Here is a 17,365-nt window from a genome sequence, read left to right on the forward strand (position 1 = left end):
GATGGTTTTAGTTTATTCAAATGATAGCCTTTGATATTTCGAAATTATAAAATTTTTTTCAAAAAAAGAACGTTTCTACCATGATTAAATGGTAGAGACGTTCCTAGGTTTAAGGAAGTAAATAAGTATCGTATAGGTGATGGAGTGCTTCCTCACCATTTTTTTGTAAGAGAATTTCATCATTATATGTAAGTGTTATGCTCATTTGTTGGCTATCAATTTTGTCGTCAATTATTTGACAGGTAACAGTCACAAAGCCTGATTCAGTAAGCTTTTCTTTCATATCGTCACTCCACGCCTGATCAGAAAATAGTGGAGGCTGCCAAGTACCTCTCACATGTAGCTCATTTTTTTCAAGGTCATAATCCCAGCGTATGTCACGTAAAATAGTTTTAAATAGGTCATTAACCGTAAACGATGTATCTTTATAGTTAATGTCTAGAGCACGTATTGCATGGACATCTCGGCTAACTGCACTAGCTGCGGAATTAGCAGCTGAATTGATGCCTGAGGCAGCATCTTTAATTTCTGAAAATCGACCACCACAGCCAGAAAGTAGTGCGCAGATGCATGTGATACAAGCAACTTTTGTCATCCATTTCACAAGTAGTCCCTCCAGTCTAGTAAGTTGTTATAACTATCTTAACGAAAAGAAAAATATGAAGAAAGGGCATGAAGGCGGTAGTTTGTGACGGTTTTGCAACGATGCGACCTCCACTTGATTGTTCGGCATTTGAGAATTATATAAGTCTGAATATTTAGTAAAAAAACAAAAGAATGGGAGCGGTTTGTGATGAAAATTAATGATGAAATGCTTGATCGATTAGGAACATATTTTGTTTATCATGCTGTTTATGATACTTATGGGATTACGTTTGAAAACTTTGTGGAGCGTTGGCTACGAGGCATACTTGACATATAGTGAGCTGTACTTTAAAAAACTCCTGGAAACAGGAGTTTTTATCTATAAAAAAGACATATTTACTCTTAAATTAGATACTTTACTCATTGCTACTGATGCTATAATTAGCTTAATTGGTTACGTATCTATTACTTTCTATCTAAAAGGGATGATGCATATGAATTTATTGGGGAAAATTCTCACAACTGTCATTTGAACAGTAGGTATTCGCAGTTCTAACAGCTGTGAATATTTATCAAACAAAAAATTAAATGATTGAAACAGCTCAAAAAATGGCACAAGCAGAAACATCTAATAACGCGTACCAGATTCAAAATTTAATAAACAAGCACTTGATGTCATCTTACAACGTATTGGTTGTTACTGTGGCGCAAATTGACGAAGTGACAACTGCCTCTCTTTTAATTTAAAAGGAAACGGTAGAGGTAGTGCGGGCAGTGGAAAAATATGACGGCTGTCAGCCAGCAATCCTCAGCAGAAACAAGGGAGCTATTAGCAACGATGGAGCAGCAAAATCCCGCGGTTCAAAAAATATGGCATAAAGCTTATCAGGTATGACGAACTCCTTACAACAAACACTAGCAAAATTCCATTTTTAGTAGAGAACTAAGACTGCATGTCATCTTCTGTACAACGGGATGACATACGGCTAAATTGTAAGTTAATTACCACCAAAAATATTTTTCTGAATATTTAGTTATTTATTGACGCATAAATGCTATTATTTATTTAGTTGCTATAGGCAGGAGCTGGTACATATGAAATTACTACATAAAATATTACTGACAACGTTATCTACAATGATGATTGTGTTCATCATTATTTTAAGTGTCAATATTGTAAAAACTAATTCATTAGCAGTGGAGGATGCACGACAGCTTGCTCAATCGCGGGCGTCCGAAAGTGCATATAAAATGCAAATGGAACTTGATTATGCGATGGATACAGCAAGGACAGTAGCCTCTAATCTCCAAGCAATGGTAGCCAATCATAAGGGAGATCGTGATTTAGCAAACGAGATGCTCAAACAATTACTCGAACACAATGACACCTTTCTAGGGGTTTGGACGATTTGGGAGCCAAATGCCTTTGATGGACAAGATGCTCATTTTGCCAATTTGAAAGGGCATGATGCATCAGGTCGTTTCCTTCCATATTGGGCACGCAGCAACAACGATGTGACGCTTGCTCCTCTAGAAGACTATGAAACTAGTGATTATTATGTATTACCTAAAACGTTGAAACAAGAGGTTATTTTAGAGTCGTTAACTTACCCAGTTGACGGTCAGGATGTATTGATGACTTCCACAGCTATACCTATTCAAATAGATGGAAAAGTCGTTGGTCTTGTTGGCATTGATATAAGCTTAGAGACATTGGTTGCCATTAATAATGAAATTGTACTCTATGATACAGGATATAGTGCCATTGTGTCTCATAATGGGACGTTTGTTTCCCACCCATCTCCTGATTATGTCAATAGACCAGTGACTGAAATGGAAAAATATAAAAATACGGATAAAATTTTGTCTGCTGTTGAACAGGGCAAACCTTATCTAGTAGAGGATTATTCATCCTATTTACAGGAAGCTTCCTTTATTGCTGTCTCACCTATCCAAATTGGTCAAACGTCGACACCGTGGGCATTGCAGGTAATTATTCCATCTGATGAGGTAATGGCAGCCGCAAGTGAGGCAATGTGGTTATCAATACTACTAGCTATTATTGGTATTATTGTATTAGTTGGTGCCATTACTTGGATAGCTCAACGGATCGTCAAACCAGTGGTTCAGACAGTGGAACAGGTCAAAACCATTGCTGGTGGAAATTTAGCAGTGGATCCGTTACAGGTTCGTTCGAAGGATGAAATTGGCGAGCTTGCACATGCAATGAATCATATGACAGACAATATGCGTGAGCTGTTACAAGCGGCTACACATATTTCCAATCAGGTGAATGTATACAGCGGAGATTTACGTACTTCTACCAATGATATGAGCATCAGTATCGAACAGGTGCTAACAACAACAAGTGAGTTGGCGACAGGTGCTACCGTACAAGCCGAACAGGCCCCTACTACTTTAGGCGTTACACAAGAGGTTGAGCAGAAATTGCAAGCAATTCAAATGGCAATTGAAGAAATGCTTCAGGATTCTCAGCTTACAACAGCGTCTTCTAAACAAGGTTTAATTCATGCAGAGCAGTCTATTCAAGGGATGGAAGTGATGTCTGAAAAAGTGTCACTGACAGCTATGATCGTCCAACAGCTCAGCGACCAATCAACAGAAATTAATCGTATTTTACAAGTCATTAATGCTATTGCAGGTCAAACAAATTTATTAGCATTAAATGCGGCGATAGAAGCTGCTCGTGCAGGTGAGCATGGCAAGGGCTTTTCGATTGTGGCAGAGGAAGTACGAAAGCTTGCAGAAGAATCAGCCAAATCAACAAGCCAAATCGCCTCCATTATTGATATGGTTGTGAGGGAAGCAGCAAAGGCTAGTGATGCTATGCAAAGTGTTGTCTTAGCTGTGGAAAACAATACGCAATATATTGATGCCAATAAGCAGGCACTTGATGCGATTTTACGCCATATTGTCGATACAGTAGCGCAAATCGATAATGTGACAGCTGCCTCCAGTGTCATTCAAAGGGAGACGCAGGAGGTTGTACGTGCAGTGGAAAATATGACAGCTGTTAGCCAGCAATCCTCAGCAGGAACAGAGGAGTTATTGGCAACGATGGAACAGCAGAATTTAGCGGTTCATGACATCAATAGCAAAGCCAAACAATTAACAGCTATGACGGACTCTTTACAGGCAGCACTAGCTAAATTTCAATATTAAATTAAAAGAGCTGTAGGCAAGGTGAAATTTTCATCCAACCTTGCCTACAGCTCTTAATACTTATTTGAAAAATTGTGTAATAAATTGATTCGCTTCCTGCCAGTTATAAACCCTTACAACATTATTAGGAACGGCAAGACGATTATAAGGTGTATCAAATAACACAACAGGTATTTTTAATTCCTCTGCCAGCATCACCGCATTATCATGCTTATCCTCAAAGAAAGCTTCTACACGATGTTTTTTTGCAGCGGCTAGTTTATCATGGCTGCCGAGAAGCTCGATATGGTCGTAAGGTATAGCTTGCGATTTAAACCAATTGACAGTGATGTCTGCTACATTTTCACCACGTGCAGAAATATAATACAGCTCAAAATTATTTTTCCAAGCGCTTAGAATATTTTTTGCATCTTTTGCCACTTCAGAGACTTCGTACATATAAGGTTCATTTTCCTTAAACCAAGTATTAAAGGCACTTCGGTCAATAGGGTGTGGGAAGGCAGATAAAAAATCATATTCACAAACATCATCTAGCGTAATATTTACATTGTACTGTTTATTAATATGTGGAATGAGTGTACTTGGACATGTCACAGTCCCATCAATATCAATACCAAAGCGGGGCTTTTTCATGCTAGCACCTCCTTAGGCATTCGCTTTTTGAGCTTCTTCCGCTGCACGTTTTTCTTCCATTTCTGCTGCTAATTTATCAATTTCTTTCTTCAGTTCTTCCACCATTGTTTCTTCTGGCACTTTACGGACTGTTTTCCCCTTCATGAATAACAAGCCTTCACCACGGGCACCAGCAATACCGATATCTGCCTCACGCGCTTCTCCAGGACCGTTTACCGCACAGCCTAGAACAGCTACTTTTAACGGTACATTTAATTTTGAAATATATTCTTCTACTTCATTTGCAATAGAAATTAAATCAATTTCAATGCGTCCGCATGTTGGGCAAGAAATCAAAGTTGCCATATTAGAAGCGAGGCCAAAGGATTTTAATAGTTCCCGTGCTACTTTAACCTCTTCTACAGGGTCAGCGGAAAGGGAGATACGTAATGTGTTTCCTATACCTTTTGATAGGATGGCTCCAAGACCTGCTGCTGATTTTACAGTACCGGCAAATAATGTCCCTGATTCTGTAATCCCTAAATGTAGCGGATAATTAAAGGCTTTAGACGCCTTTTCATAGGCTTCAATGGCAAGGTTAACGTCAGATGCCTTCATTGATACGATAATATCGTGGAAGTCCAAGTCTTCCAAAATTTTAATATGGTGTAGAGCAGATTCTACCATACCATCAGCCGTAGGATAACCGTATTTTTCTAAAATATGACGCTCTAATGAACCGGCATTTACACCAATACGAATTGGTATACCTTTTGCTTTGGCTGCATTAACAACAGCTTCCACTTTTTCTTTACGACCAATATTACCTGGATTAATACGTACTTTATCAATACCATTTTCAATGGCTTTTAATGCTAATCTATAATCAAAATGAATATCAGCTACTAATGGAATATGAATACGTTTTTTGATTTCGGCAATCGCGTCCGCTGCACGTTCATCTGGTACTGCAACACGAACAACTTGACAGCCTGCTTCCTCAAGACGAAGAATTTCTGCAACTGTTGCTTCTACATCATGTGTTTTGGTTGTACACATACTTTGAATGAATAATTCATTACTACCACCAATTGTTAAGTTACCGACACGCACAGGACGTGTATTTGAACGGTGACAAATTTCACTCATTAACTTTCTCTCCTTTTCGGGCCACTATTTTCAGCCGTCACTGTCATTTATTTTAGCAGTGTAAGAAAATAAGGACAAGGAAGAAACGCTAACTTTTCATTTTCCGCATTTGTTTTCAAGCTCAAATGAGAGAGGAAGCTTGATATTTTCACCTGGAACTAGTGCTTGTAATTGTAAGTGTGGGTTTAAGTTGTAAAAAAGTTGTAAGCGTTCTGGAAAGGTCATGGGAACTTTAGCAGGGTGTAGAGCAAATAAACTATGAATGGTATCTCCTTCAATCGTTTGTACAGTAATATAATTTGGCTCACGCTGTTGTTCACAAAGTCCATTTTCTGAGCTCTTTGTGGATAAAGCCGCAAGTGGGATGGACCCTTCTGTTAAATCTACTTTGACGACAAAGGCAATTACGATGATGATAGTTGTTAAGATGAATGCTCGCAAAAAATCCCCTCCTTTTCTACACTATATTGAGAAGAGAGGGGATTCATGCACATTATTTTATATTTGGTTGTTTTGGATATTTTGTAAAGGCCACAATTAATAGAGAAATGGTTAAAAATAAAGATAGTACAGTGATAACAGTACTGCTAACGGGCAGATAGTCTGCTAACATCGAAAGTAACGTAGCCCAAGTGATCGCAAAGGTAGTTGTTCTCCAGATATGGCGATACTCACCCCGACGCTTCATCGCTTTTAAGATAAATAAACCTGCTAAAGCATAAAGGGCAATTTGTGCAAAAATAAGCATTGTTGTCACGACGAAAAGCATTAGGAAGGTGAATGGATATAAGAGCCATTTAATGTCCTCTATGTAATCTGTTAAACCAGTTAAACTATCCATATCGAATGTATCAACGGACATACCTGCTGCAAAACGACCTAAAGAGAATACGGACACAATGGTAATCAGTAGAAAAGTATATTGAATAACCTTTCCAATAGGTAATAAACGATAGGCTGCTAGTTTTTTAGGATGTATAAGACTATCAATAAAAAGCTGTGAGTGTTTCATGCTTTATCTCCTCCAATCGATATTTTAACATGTTCAATGAGGACAAGATATGAAAGAAGTATAAATGAGGAGGGTCTTGATGTTAAAATGTTAACATTATGTAAAGAAGTTAAAGGATTTCTTTACTTTTTGTTAGGAATCATTTAATGATTAGAACGAGGGTAGTAGAGATGTAGGAATTGGAGCGAAAACAATTGACAATAGATTGGCAAAGCATTCTCTTTCAGTTTTTAGGCGGACTAGGGGTCTTTTTATTTTCCATTAAATTCATGGGGGATGGGCTTCAAAAATCAGCGGATGATCGGTTACGTGAATGGTTAAATCGCTTTACCACAAACCCTGTTATGGGTGTCCTGGTAGGTATATTTGTAACAATTTGCATACAATCAAGTTCTGCCACAACAGTCATCACTGTAGGGTTAGTGAGTGCTGGTTTTTTAACACTGCGTCAAGCAATCGGCGTCATCATGGGGGCAAATATTGGTACAACTATTACAGCATTTATTATTGGTATTAATATTGGACTCTATTTTTACCCTTTATTGGCAATTGGGGCAGCCTGTTTATTTTTCTTAAAGAAAGCAACGTATCAACATATTGGTCAGATTCTATTTGGCTTTGGCGGTTTATTTTTAGGGCTAGAGTTGATGAGTGCTAGTATGCAGGCGTTACACCAGCTTGCAGATTTTGCATCGTTAACGCTTCATTTAAGCAATCAACCGATATTAGGCATATTTTTAGGAACCATTTTCACATTACTTGTGCAAAGCTCTACCGCAACGGTGGGGGTATTGCAAGGTTTATATGCAGAACAATTAATTGGTTTAAATAGTGCCTTACCGATATTGTTTGGGGAAAATATTGGCACGACCATTACAGCTGTTTTAGCTTCTCTTGGTGCTTCTATTTACGCTAAGCGTGCAGCAGCGGCTCATGTATTATTTAATGTGATTGGAACGATTATTTTCATGTTATTGTTCACACCGTTTATGCAATATGTACAGTGGATCAGTGGCATATTTCATTTAGAGCCTCGCATGCAGATTGCCATTGCTCATGGCTCATTCAATGTCTTTAATATGATGATCCAACTACCATTTATTGCTGGACTCGCAGCCTTAGTTACAAAGCTATTGCCGGGACATGATGGCCATATCAATGTAACAACTAAGCATTTAGATCCTTCATTCATTGATTCCTCTCCTGCTATTGCGCTAGGTCAAGCTAAAGAAGAGGTATTACGCATGGGTGAACATGCATTGCGTGGGTTAGAAGAAACGTTTTTATATATGAAATCTGGAGAGACAGAGCATATTCCAACGGTGCTACAGCTAGAAGTCGGGCTAAATCATCTAGACAATGAAATTACTGATTATTTAGTAATGGTGTCTAAGCAGCCTCTTTCCCGTGCAGACTCTGTAAGACATCATACTTTATTGACAAATGTAAGGGATTTTGAACGAATTGGGGATCATTTTGAAAATATATTAGAGCTTTTACAGTACAAGGATCACCACGAGGTAAGCTTAAGTAAATCAGCGCGACAGGACTTAATAGGTATGTTTAGTTTAGCCATAGAGGCAGTGCGCAAAAGTATAGAAGCATTAGATACCGCTAGCTTAAGTTTAGCTCAAGAAGTAACAGAGCTAGAAAGCCTGATTGATGATATGGAAGATAAACTACGTCAAAAGCATATTGCCCGATTAAACACAAATGAGTGTAGTGGGGCTGCAGGAATTGTTTATATGGATATCGTTAGCAACCTAGAGCGTATAGGAGACCATGCAGTAAATATTGCAGATTCTATTTTAGGCATTCGTCATTAATGAAACTTTTCACTTTGTTATTTCGTATGAAAGGCAATGCACGTTAAAAGGAGAGAATCTTTATGGAAGTTGTTGGCTGGATCTTAGTGATTGCCTGCTTTATTATTTCATTTATTGGTTTAGTATATCCAATTATTCCCGGAGTACTGTTTTTAGTCGGTGGGTTTTTGCTCTATGGCTTATTTTTCTCATTCGCAGAGCTAAGCTGGTGGTTTTGGGTCATTGAAATACTATTTGTCGTGTTGTTATTTGGGGCAGATACTGTGGCAAATGCGTTTGGTATCAAAAAGTTTGGTGGTTCCAATGCTGGTATGTGGGGGAGCACCATTGGGTTATTAATTGGTCCATTTGTGATCCCTGTGGCAGGGATTTTAATTGGACCATTTTTAGGGGCTGTGATTGCGGAACTAATCGTTGAGAAACGTACATTTAGTGAGGCAGTGAAAAGTGGTGTAGGTTCTTTAATTGGCTTTTTGACATCTACTGTTGTCAAGGCTGTTATTCAAATTGTTATGATTATTGTATTTTTTATCGCCATTTAATGCCTTTCTTTTAAGGTTTAGTGTGTGAGAGAAAAGGGTAAGATAGTAAACATATCGGTATTTCGGTCAAAAGGCTGAAATCTTCAAATTGAAGTATTTTTCGTTGAATGGTTTGACCAATTTTGATAATCTAAGGATGTACTAATTATTTCTTATTTTAGGGAGGAACTTAACAATGGCTTACGAATTACCACAATTAACTTACGCTTATGACGCATTAGAACCACATATCGATGCAAAAACAATGGAAATTCACCATTCTAAACACCACAATACTTATGTAACAAACTTAAACGCAGCAGTAGAAGGTACTGAATTTGCAGAAAAAGACATTAACGACTTAATCGCAAACCTAGATGCTCTTCCAGCTGACAAACAAACTGCTGTACGCAACAACGGTGGCGGACATGCTAACCATACATTATTCTGGGAAGTAATCGCTCCAGGCGGTTCAAATACACCAGTTGGTGAAGTAGCAAAAGCAATCGATGCTAAATTCGGTTCTTTCGACGCTTTCAAAGAAGAATTTGCTAAAGCTGCTACAACTCGCTTTGGTTCAGGTTGGGCTTGGTTAATCGTTGATGGTGACTCAGTTGCTGTTACGTCTACTCCAAACCAAGACTCTCCAGTAATGGAAGGGAAAACTCCAGTTTTAGGCTTAGATGTATGGGAACATGCATACTACCTAAACTACCAAAACCGTCGTCCAGATTACATCGGTGCTTTCTGGAACGTAGTAAACTGGGATGTAGTAGAAGCTAAATTCCAAGCTGCAAAATAATAACGAATAATTGGCTGTGCCTAAAGTGAGCAATCACGGAGGCATAGCCTTTTTTTGTTGGATAAAACAGCAAATTAAGGGATAGAATCTGAAAATATCAGGATAATGAAGACGAAATATAAGGAGAGCGTGAAATAGGGCAACCTTTCTCCATAAAGTACCGTCAAATAAATGATGTTTTACATAAGAAATCGAAAGTGCGTGCTTTTCTGTCATACCTTCGAATGGTATACTAGGTATCGTGTATTGAAATGATCAGAAGATGAGGAGGGGAATACATATGCGCAAAGCACCTGGAAAAAATCGCGCGGCGAGTGTTAAAGCAAAACATCATTCTAACTTAACATTTCGTATGAATATCCTTTTCTTTGCAATATTTATCGTATTTTCAATGTTAATTTTTAGACTTGGCTATATGCAAATCGTCAAAGGGGAAGATTATGTACGTATTTTAGAGCGTACAGAAGAAGTTCCTGTCAACACAAGTGTACCAAGGGGACGCATGTATGATCGTTACGGTCGTATTTTAGTGGATAATCACCCGGAAAATGCCATTACGTATACGAAAATGCAAACGACCACAACAGAGGAGATGCTTGATATCGCGAAAAAGCTGGCACAGTTAATTGAACAGCCAACAAAGCGTGTCACATTGCGTGATAAACAGGATTTTTGGATATTACAAAATCACGATGCTGCCTATGAAAAAGTCACAGAGGCAGAAAAAACAAAAATTAATGCACAAGAAAATATTACAACAAGTCAGATTAATGCAGAGATTGATAAACTGGTACGGGAACGTATCACAAACGAAGAACTTTTACAATTAACAGAGGCAGATTTAGAGGTATTAGCGATTTATCGTGAGATGGTATCTGGCTATAATCTATCTCCTCAAATTATTAAAAGTGAAAATGTATCAGCTGATGAATTTGCTCGTGTATCTGAGCGTTTAACTGAACTACCAGGTGTTAATACAACAACAGACTGGAAACGTGTCAAATTATCATCTTTATCTATTCTTGGGCGTACAACGGTCCCAACAAAAGGGATACCAAAAGAGAAGCTCAATTACTATTTAGCACGTGACTACTCACGTAATGACCGTGTGGGAGAAAGTTACATTGAAGCACAATATGAAGAATTATTACAAGGTCAAAAAACAGTCGTCAAAAATATTACCAATAAAAAAGGTCAAGTAGTCGATACAGTCACAACCTATGAAGGGGAGCCAGGTAAAGACTTAATCCTTTCATTGGATAGTGAGCTGCAGGCTGAAACGGATAAGATTGTAGAAGAAGAACTGCTTAACTTAAAGGCACTTCCAGGCTCCTATTTATTAGACCGTGCCTTCCTTATTATGATGGATCCAAATACAGGCGACATTTTATCGATGGTAGGTAAGAAAATAGAAAAAAATCCCGAGACAGGGCAAAATGAAGTCATTGACTATGCATATGGATCGTTTACAACAGCCTATGAGGCAGGTTCATCTGTTAAAGCAGCAACAGTCCTCACTGGCTACAATCAGGATGTTATTTCGATGGGTACTTCAATGGGAGACGAGCCGATTATATTAGCTGGCACGGACCCGAAAACGTCTATTTTTAACAGGGCTGGATATATCCCGATGAATGACTTGTTAGCATTAGAACGTTCTTCCAACTCCTATATGTTTAAAATTGCGATGCTGCTTAATGGAACCCCTTATAGTTATGGTATGCCATTACGCTTAAAGGACGATACGTTCTCAAAAATGCGTAATAATTATGCGCAATTTGGTTTAGGTGTGAAAACAGGCATTGATTTACCAAATGAATTTAGCGGAGTGCGTGGTCCATCAGGTCCAACAATGGGTGGTAAAACACTTGACTTGGCGATTGGTCAGTATGATACGTATACACCACTTCAACTTGCACAATATATTTCAACAGTTGCCAATGGTGGCTATCGTATTCAGCCACATGTTGTGAAAGAGGTTCGAGACCCATCACAGGATGGGAAGCAATTAGGGCAGTTAGTAACAGAAGTAGGTCCAACTATTTTGAATCAAATTGATAATCCTAAAGAAGAGATCGATTATGTAAAGCAAGGGCTACGTCGTGTATATACTGGTTCACATGGTACAGCACGAGCACAATTTGCCGATACTCCATATACAGCTGCAGGGAAAACAGGGACAGCAGAGGTAGTGTATTATGGTCCGTTACGTGAGCACTACGGCACAAATACGATTAATTTAACGCATGTTGGCTTTGCCCCATATGAAAATCCTGAAATTGCCTATGCAGTTGTGATCCCATGGGTTAATACAAATTTAGCGCCACACTACTATCAAAATAATGTCATTGCTAGACGTTCTTTAGATAAGTATTTTGAATTAAAAGCAAAATATCAAGCTGAAAAAGTAACTGATAGCAATGTAAAACAGCCAATTTTACCAGCGATTACGGAAGAAAAAATTGGAGAGAATGAGCAGGAATAAAGGGTATTGGATATGCGCTAATACAAAACGGATTTGGAAAAATTATTTTCCAAATCCGTTTTATTTTTACTTTTTTATGAATTTTGAATGATGTTACGCTAATTCTTAAGTAAATATGGAATGTATACCAAATGCGCAATTCAGAGGTACTTGTCAAAATTGCTGATGAACTGAATATGTTGTGAAATTTAAACTTAACTAAGTAGTGAAAGGGGCGTTTGCATAGCAAAACGCCCCTTTCAAATATTTAGTGCCTTTATGCGGATAATTGCTGAATGGCTAATTCAAATTGCTCTCTTGGTTTTACCCCATAAAGTTCTATATTGTTATAGAAATAAGAAGCTAGCATAAAATCAATCGCCTCTTGAAGTGTGTAGTCCCGATGTTCCATTACTAATGATAAATATGTTTTAAAATAATCGACATTTTGTACTTTTGCATGTTTCATGACAAAGGTCAAACTCTCCTTATCATTAAAATAAATATTTCCTGACACAATTGCTTATTATAACACCTTTCCTATAGGAAGCAAGTTTCCTCTATTGTAAATTCATCTTTACAAACGTTTACAAAGCATTACATTCCTTTACATCTCTTTTACGAACCGTTTATACGACTTCAACAATCAGTCATTATAGTAAAGATTGTAAGACAAATAACTATAAAACAGTTCATGACGGAGGCAAATGAGATGAAAAAGTGGAAGTACTTAACGATGACAGCGGTAATGGGTTCTGCATTAATGCTAGGTGCATGTGGTAGCGATTCTGCACAAAACGGAAACAATACAGAAACGAATGCACCAGCAAGCTCAGGACAAGAAGCTGCTGATGAAAAGCTACAAGGGTCTGTAGCTGGAGATGGCTCATCAACAGTAGCACCAATCATTGAGGCAGTTGTTGAAGAGTATGCAGGTACACAACCAGATGTCAAAGTATCAGTGGGGGTTTCTGGTACTGGTGGTGGTTTTGAAAAATTCATCGCAGGTGAAACAGACTTTTCAAATGCATCTCGTAATATAAAAGATGAAGAGAAAGCGAAATTAGAAGAAGCGGGCATTGATTTTACAGAGCTAGCTTTAGCATATGACGGTTTATCAGTAGTCGTGAACCCAGAAAATGATTGGGCGAAGGACTTAACGGTAGAACAACTACAAAAAATTTGGATTGAAGATGGGACAGAGAAAAAATGGTCTGATATTGATCCATCATGGCCAGATGAAAAAATCGTTTACTATTCACCAGGTACTGATTCAGGCACATACGATTACTTTGATGAAGTGATTTTAGATGGAGCAGATCTAGTAAGCTCAGCAACATTATCAGAGGATGATAATATGCTAGTGCAAGGTGTAGCTGGTGATAAAAATGCGATTGGCTTCTTCGGTTATGCTTACTACCTTGAAAATAAAGATAAATTAAACATTGTCAAAGTAAATGGCGTAGAGCCAACAAATGAAACAATTGAAGGTGGCGAATATACACCACTTTCACGTCCATTATTCACATACGTAAAAAATAGTGCAATGAAGGACAATGAAGCAGCATACGACTTCATTAAATTTACACTTGAAAACGCAGGCGATATGGCTGAAGCAGTGGGCTATGTTCGTTTACCTGAAGAAAAATATACTGAAGGCTTAAAAACTTTAGAAGGCTTAAAATAAGAAGACATGCATAGAGGGGAAGAGATGTATGCTCTTTCCCTCACTTATTTGAAAGGAGCTCCCAATGGTTTCTCAAAAGGAAGATAAGACATCATCTGTGCAGCAATTAATTGCAAATTCGCGCAACCAAAAAACAAAGAAAATAGTGGAAAAAGCCATGCCAGCTCTATTATTTTCTGCAGCTATTATTTCGATATTAACAACATTTGGCATTGTTTTCACCCTTATTTTTGAAACGTTTGAATTCTTTAAACGTGTGTCGATTACGGATTTCCTTTTCGGTACTAAATGGTTACCGTTTTCAGGTAACGAACCGTTATTTGGGATACTGCCATTAATCGCTGGTACATTAAAAGTGACACTTATTGCAGTTGTAGTAGCTGTACCATTTGGAATTGCTTCAGCTATCTATTTAAGTGAATATGCAAGTGAGAAAACACGACGTACAGTGAAACCTATTTTAGAGGTATTAGCAGGTGTGCCAACAATTGTTTATGGCTTCTTCGCTTTAACATTTGTCACACCAGTTTTACAAGAAATTGTACCTGGACTCAAATTATTTAATGCATTAAGTCCTGGTATTGTTGTAGGGATTATGATTTTACCAATGATTACATCTCTTTCAGAAGATGCTATGTCATCTGTACCAAATAGTATGCGTGAAGGAGCCTTAGCTCTAGGTGCGACGAAATTTGAAGTAGCAATCAAAGTAGTATTACCAGCTGCGCTTTCAGGGATTGTCGCTTCTGTTGTGTTAGCTATTTCCCGGGCAATTGGAGAAACAATGATTGTATCGCTTGCAGGTGGTTCAACACCGAAATTTGACCTCAATGTGACAGACTCTATTCAAACAATGACTGCATACATTGTACAGGTTTCAACTGGTGATGCGGGTTATGGTACAACCATTTATTACTCAATTTATTCAGTAGGATTTACACTATTTATCTTTACTCTAGTAATGAATTTACTTGCTCACTATATTTCGAAACGCTTCAGGGAGGTTTACTAGCATGCGCTATATGGATGACACAGTCGTCATGAAACGAATGACAAAGCGTATTACAGCAAATAAAGTCTGGAAAACTCTCTTTTTCTTAGCTACTACGTTTGCACTTGTTGCTTTAGCTATTTTACTGTACCGCATTGTGACACAGGGGATTGATTACTTAAATATCGATTTCTTGACGAATTTTGCATCACGATTTGCGGATAAGGCAGGTATCAAAGCTGCTTTAATCGGTTCGCTTTGGTTAATGGCAGTTGTAGCACCAGTATCCATTATTTTAGGAGTTGGTACTGCGATTTATTTAGAGGAGTATGCCAAGAAAAATAAAATCAATGACTTTATTCGCATGAATATATCGAATCTAGCAGGTGTTCCTTCCATTGTTTTTGGATTACTTGGATTAACTATTTTTGTACGTATGATGGGTCTAGGAAAAAGTATTTTAGCTGCTGGCTTTACAATGAGTTTGTTAATTTTACCTGTTATCATTGTAGCGGCTCAAGAGGCTATTCGTGCAGTGCCAAACGAACAACGTGAAGCTTCATATGGCATGGGTGCAACGAAATGGCAAACGATTTTGCGTGTTGTATTGCCAGCTGCCATTCCAGGTATTTTAACAGGAAGTATTTTAGCCTTGTCTCGTGCCATTGGAGAAACAGCTCCACTAGTTGTAATTGGAATTCCAGTTATCCTCCAGTTTTTACCGAATGGTTTACTGAGTCAATTTACAGCATTACCAATGCAAATATATGATTGGGCAAAACGACCACAAGAAGCCTTTCAGTACGTAGCAGCCGCAGGTATTTTAGTGCTTATGACAGTGCTGCTATTAATGAATTCGATTGCCATCTATATCCGAAATAAATTCCAAAAACGTTATTAATGAGGTGACCTTATGGTATTAGATTTTAAAGAGGAAAAAACAATTGTCAAACGGAATCAGGCAACGACTAAGCCTATAGCAGATGTGGCGAAAAATATTGTCTATGATACACGCAATTTAAACTTATGGTATGGTGATCATCATGGTTTAAAAGATGTTAATTTAAGCATCTATGAAAATGAAGTAACGGCTATTATTGGACCATCTGGCTGTGGGAAATCTACGTATCTAAAAACATTAAACCGCATGGTTGAACTTGTACCAATCGTACGTACATCAGGAGAAATTTTATATCGTGAGCGAAATATTTTAGATAAAAACTATACGGTAGAGGAATTAAGAACACGTGTAGGTATGGTATTCCAAAAGCCAAACCCGTTTCCAAAATCCATTTATGATAACATTGCCTATGGACCAAGAATTCATGGCATTAAAAATAAAAAAATTCTCGATGAAATTGTGGAGAAATCATTAAGAGGGGCAGCCATTTGGGACGAGGTAAAAGACCGTTTGAATCAAAATGCTTACGGATTATCAGGTGGTCAGCAACAACGTATTTGTATTGCACGTTGCTTAGCGATTGAGCCTGATGTCATCTTAATGGATGAGCCAACATCTGCCTTGGACCCGATTTCTACGTTGAAAGTGGAAGAGCTGGTTCAAGAACTGAAAAAGGATTATTCCATTGTCATCGTGACACATAATATGCAGCAAGCGGCACGTATTTCTGATCGTACAGCATTCTTCCTAAGTGGAGAGGTTGTCGAATACGATAAAACGGATGTTATTTTCCAAACACCAGCAGATCAACGTACAGAAGACTATATTTCGGGACGTTTCGGCTAAGGAGGAGCAATGAATGATCGTACGTGAACGTTTTGAACAAGAGTTAAAAGAGGTACAGGGACAATTTCTTGCAATTGCTAATAGCAGTATCCTTGCATTAAAAACAGCTTTTGAAGCATTGGTAGAGCAGGATTTAGAAAAGTCTTTGAAAATTTTGGAGGACGATTTAATCATTAATCGCCTTGAAGAAGAAATTAATGACCATGTGATCCTAATGATTGCCAAGCAACAACCAGTAGCAACAGATTTACGCCGTCTCATGGTTCTCGTAAAGGCAGCTTCAGATATGGAAAGAGTAGGGGACTATGCGGTTAATATAGCTAAAGAAGCAATTCGAATTGGTAAGGAGCCGATGATATTTCCAATAACAAATCTCCAAACCATGTGCAATAAAACAGTAGAAATGCTAGAGAGCATCATGAAGGCCTTTACTGAGGAAGATACGGTACGCGCTAAAGAGATTGCAGAGTTAGATGATTACGTGGACGATTTATACGGGGCAACGATCACCCTTTTACTCCGTGCTGGGGTAGAAAACCCCTCCCATATTTCACAGATTACGCACCTAACATTTATATGCCGCTATTTAGAGCGTTCTGCTGACCATGCTACAAATATTGCTGAACATCTATTTTACTTAGTAAAAGGCAAACATTATGAATTAAATAATTAAGAAAGAAGAGCTGCGTTTTAGCTCTTTTTTTCATTTGCAGAAAAAAATCTCCTGAAGCAGCAACATTGTCTTTGGCTGTAGCGTCTTTATAGCAAGCGTTTTTGTATTGTCAA

Annotated in this window: 17 protein-coding genes; 11 read left to right on the forward strand and 6 right to left on the reverse strand. The window is 38.1% G+C overall.

The window, feature by feature from the left end; all coding sequences use genetic code 11:
• Nucleotides 1-109: 109 nt before the first annotated feature.
• On the reverse strand, nt 110-595 hold the full coding sequence (locus AAJG31_RS21890) for a hypothetical protein (RefSeq protein ID WP_269899005.1): 486 nt from the start codon (nt 593-595) through the stop codon (nt 110-112).
• Between the two features lie 198 nt (nt 596-793).
• Between AAJG31_RS21890 and AAJG31_RS21895 the strand changes: the two genes are divergently transcribed.
• Nucleotides 794-922 (forward strand): hypothetical protein, encoded by a 129-nt coding sequence (locus AAJG31_RS21895; RefSeq protein WP_255349862.1) that lies wholly within the window; start codon nt 794-796, stop codon nt 920-922.
• Nucleotides 923-1,680: 758 nt separating this feature from the next.
• Nucleotides 1,681-3,768: a methyl-accepting chemotaxis protein gene (locus AAJG31_RS21900; protein ID WP_279495592.1), complete on the forward strand. Its 2,088-nt coding sequence runs from the start codon at nt 1,681-1,683 to the stop codon at nt 3,766-3,768.
• Between the two features lie 60 nt (nt 3,769-3,828).
• Here AAJG31_RS21900 and AAJG31_RS21905 read toward each other — a convergent pair whose 3' ends face one another.
• The 4 genes from AAJG31_RS21905 to AAJG31_RS21920 form a co-directional block, all read right to left on the reverse strand.
• Complete coding sequence (locus AAJG31_RS21905) at nt 3,829-4,401, reverse strand: nucleotidase (protein ID WP_048392241.1); 573 nt, start codon at nt 4,399-4,401, stop codon at nt 3,829-3,831.
• Between the two features lie 12 nt (nt 4,402-4,413).
• The gene (gene ispG / locus AAJG31_RS21910; RefSeq protein ID WP_004230987.1) at nt 4,414-5,529 is read right to left on the reverse strand and encodes a flavodoxin-dependent (E)-4-hydroxy-3-methylbut-2-enyl-diphosphate synthase; all 1,116 of its coding nucleotides are present in this window, start codon (nt 5,527-5,529) and stop codon (nt 4,414-4,416) included.
• Between the two features lie 96 nt (nt 5,530-5,625).
• Nucleotides 5,626-5,970, reverse strand: a complete 345-nt coding sequence (locus AAJG31_RS21915) for a hypothetical protein (protein ID WP_004230996.1) — start codon at nt 5,968-5,970, stop codon at nt 5,626-5,628.
• A 52-nt stretch (nt 5,971-6,022) separates the two neighbouring features.
• Entirely contained in the window at nt 6,023-6,541 is a 519-nt protein-coding gene (locus AAJG31_RS21920) for a DUF1189 family protein (protein WP_054548526.1), read from the reverse strand.
• A 194-nt stretch (nt 6,542-6,735) separates the two neighbouring features.
• Here AAJG31_RS21920 and AAJG31_RS21925 point away from each other — a divergent pair, with 194 nt between their 5' ends.
• The 4 genes from AAJG31_RS21925 to AAJG31_RS21940 all read left to right on the forward strand — a co-directional run bounded on the left by AAJG31_RS21925 (nt 6,736) and on the right by AAJG31_RS21940 (nt 12,175).
• A complete protein-coding gene (locus tag AAJG31_RS21925) occupies nt 6,736-8,367 on the forward strand; it encodes a Na/Pi cotransporter family protein (protein WP_279495591.1) in 1,632 nt (543 codons plus the stop codon).
• 62 nt (nt 8,368-8,429) lie between these two features.
• Nucleotides 8,430-8,909 carry a DUF456 domain-containing protein gene (locus AAJG31_RS21930; protein ID WP_004230999.1) on the forward strand — a complete coding sequence of 160 codons (480 nt, stop codon included), beginning with the start codon at nt 8,430-8,432 and terminating at the stop codon, nt 8,907-8,909.
• Between the two features lie 175 nt (nt 8,910-9,084).
• Nucleotides 9,085-9,690, forward strand: coding sequence for a superoxide dismutase (locus AAJG31_RS21935; protein ID WP_016995356.1), 606 nt, complete (start codon nt 9,085-9,087; stop codon nt 9,688-9,690).
• A 280-nt stretch (nt 9,691-9,970) separates the two neighbouring features.
• Nucleotides 9,971-12,175 (forward strand): penicillin-binding protein 2, encoded by a 2,205-nt coding sequence (locus AAJG31_RS21940; protein WP_048392244.1) that lies wholly within the window; start codon nt 9,971-9,973, stop codon nt 12,173-12,175.
• Between the two features lie 256 nt (nt 12,176-12,431).
• Here the strand turns inward: AAJG31_RS21940 and AAJG31_RS21945 are convergent, their stop codons facing one another.
• Nucleotides 12,432-12,623 (reverse strand): hypothetical protein, encoded by a 192-nt coding sequence (locus AAJG31_RS21945; RefSeq protein ID WP_009370174.1) that lies wholly within the window; start codon nt 12,621-12,623, stop codon nt 12,432-12,434.
• A gap of 243 nt (nt 12,624-12,866) precedes the next feature.
• Between AAJG31_RS21945 and AAJG31_RS21950 the strand changes: the two genes are divergently transcribed.
• The 5 genes from AAJG31_RS21950 (at nt 12,867) to phoU (ending at nt 17,252) form a co-directional block, all read left to right on the forward strand.
• On the forward strand, nt 12,867-13,841 hold the full coding sequence (locus AAJG31_RS21950; protein ID WP_004231003.1) for a PstS family phosphate ABC transporter substrate-binding protein: 975 nt from the start codon (nt 12,867-12,869) through the stop codon (nt 13,839-13,841).
• A gap of 64 nt (nt 13,842-13,905) precedes the next feature.
• Complete coding sequence (gene pstC / locus AAJG31_RS21955; protein WP_048392245.1) at nt 13,906-14,853, forward strand: phosphate ABC transporter permease subunit PstC; 948 nt, start codon at nt 13,906-13,908, stop codon at nt 14,851-14,853.
• 1 nt (nt 14,854) lies between these two features.
• On the forward strand, nt 14,855-15,733 hold the full coding sequence (gene pstA, locus AAJG31_RS21960; protein WP_048392246.1) for a phosphate ABC transporter permease PstA: 879 nt from the start codon (nt 14,855-14,857) through the stop codon (nt 15,731-15,733).
• A gap of 12 nt (nt 15,734-15,745) precedes the next feature.
• Nucleotides 15,746-16,579 (forward strand): phosphate ABC transporter ATP-binding protein PstB, encoded by an 834-nt coding sequence (gene pstB / locus AAJG31_RS21965; RefSeq protein ID WP_048392247.1) that lies wholly within the window; start codon nt 15,746-15,748, stop codon nt 16,577-16,579.
• A gap of 13 nt (nt 16,580-16,592) precedes the next feature.
• Nucleotides 16,593-17,252, forward strand: coding sequence for a phosphate signaling complex protein PhoU (gene phoU, locus AAJG31_RS21970; RefSeq protein ID WP_048392248.1), 660 nt, complete (start codon nt 16,593-16,595; stop codon nt 17,250-17,252).
• The last annotated feature ends 113 nt before the right edge of the window (nt 17,253-17,365 follow it).

The organism is Lysinibacillus sp. BS3 (assembly GCF_039614735.1).
GTDB lineage: Bacteria > Bacillota > Bacilli > Bacillales_A > Planococcaceae > Lysinibacillus > Lysinibacillus capsici.

What these genes read in the sequence shown, in the direction of transcription:
- AAJG31_RS21890 (WP_269899005.1), bottom strand. Translation starts at nt 595, where the DNA reads ATGACAAAAGTTGCTTGTATCACATGCATCTGCGCACTACTTTCTGGC.
- AAJG31_RS21895 (WP_255349862.1), top strand. Translation starts at nt 794, where the DNA reads ATGAAAATTAATGATGAAATGCTTGATCGATTAGGAACATATTTTGTT.
- AAJG31_RS21900 (WP_279495592.1), top strand. Translation starts at nt 1,681, where the DNA reads ATGAAATTACTACATAAAATATTACTGACAACGTTATCTACAATGATG.
- AAJG31_RS21905 (WP_048392241.1), bottom strand. Translation starts at nt 4,401, where the DNA reads ATGAAAAAGCCCCGCTTTGGTATTGATATTGATGGGACTGTGACATGT.
- ispG (WP_004230987.1), bottom strand. Translation starts at nt 5,529, where the DNA reads ATGAGTGAAATTTGTCACCGTTCAAATACACGTCCTGTGCGTGTCGGT.
- AAJG31_RS21920 (WP_054548526.1), bottom strand. Translation starts at nt 6,541, where the DNA reads ATGAAACACTCACAGCTTTTTATTGATAGTCTTATACATCCTAAAAAA.
- AAJG31_RS21930 (WP_004230999.1), top strand. Translation starts at nt 8,430, where the DNA reads ATGGAAGTTGTTGGCTGGATCTTAGTGATTGCCTGCTTTATTATTTCA.
- AAJG31_RS21935 (WP_016995356.1), top strand. Translation starts at nt 9,085, where the DNA reads ATGGCTTACGAATTACCACAATTAACTTACGCTTATGACGCATTAGAA.
- AAJG31_RS21940 (WP_048392244.1), top strand. Translation starts at nt 9,971, where the DNA reads ATGCGCAAAGCACCTGGAAAAAATCGCGCGGCGAGTGTTAAAGCAAAA.
- AAJG31_RS21945 (WP_009370174.1), bottom strand. Translation starts at nt 12,623, where the DNA reads ATGAAACATGCAAAAGTACAAAATGTCGATTATTTTAAAACATATTTA.
- AAJG31_RS21950 (WP_004231003.1), top strand. Translation starts at nt 12,867, where the DNA reads ATGAAAAAGTGGAAGTACTTAACGATGACAGCGGTAATGGGTTCTGCA.
- pstC (WP_048392245.1), top strand. Translation starts at nt 13,906, where the DNA reads ATGGTTTCTCAAAAGGAAGATAAGACATCATCTGTGCAGCAATTAATT.
- pstA (WP_048392246.1), top strand. Translation starts at nt 14,855, where the DNA reads ATGCGCTATATGGATGACACAGTCGTCATGAAACGAATGACAAAGCGT.
- pstB (WP_048392247.1), top strand. Translation starts at nt 15,746, where the DNA reads ATGGTATTAGATTTTAAAGAGGAAAAAACAATTGTCAAACGGAATCAG.
- phoU (WP_048392248.1), top strand. Translation starts at nt 16,593, where the DNA reads ATGATCGTACGTGAACGTTTTGAACAAGAGTTAAAAGAGGTACAGGGA.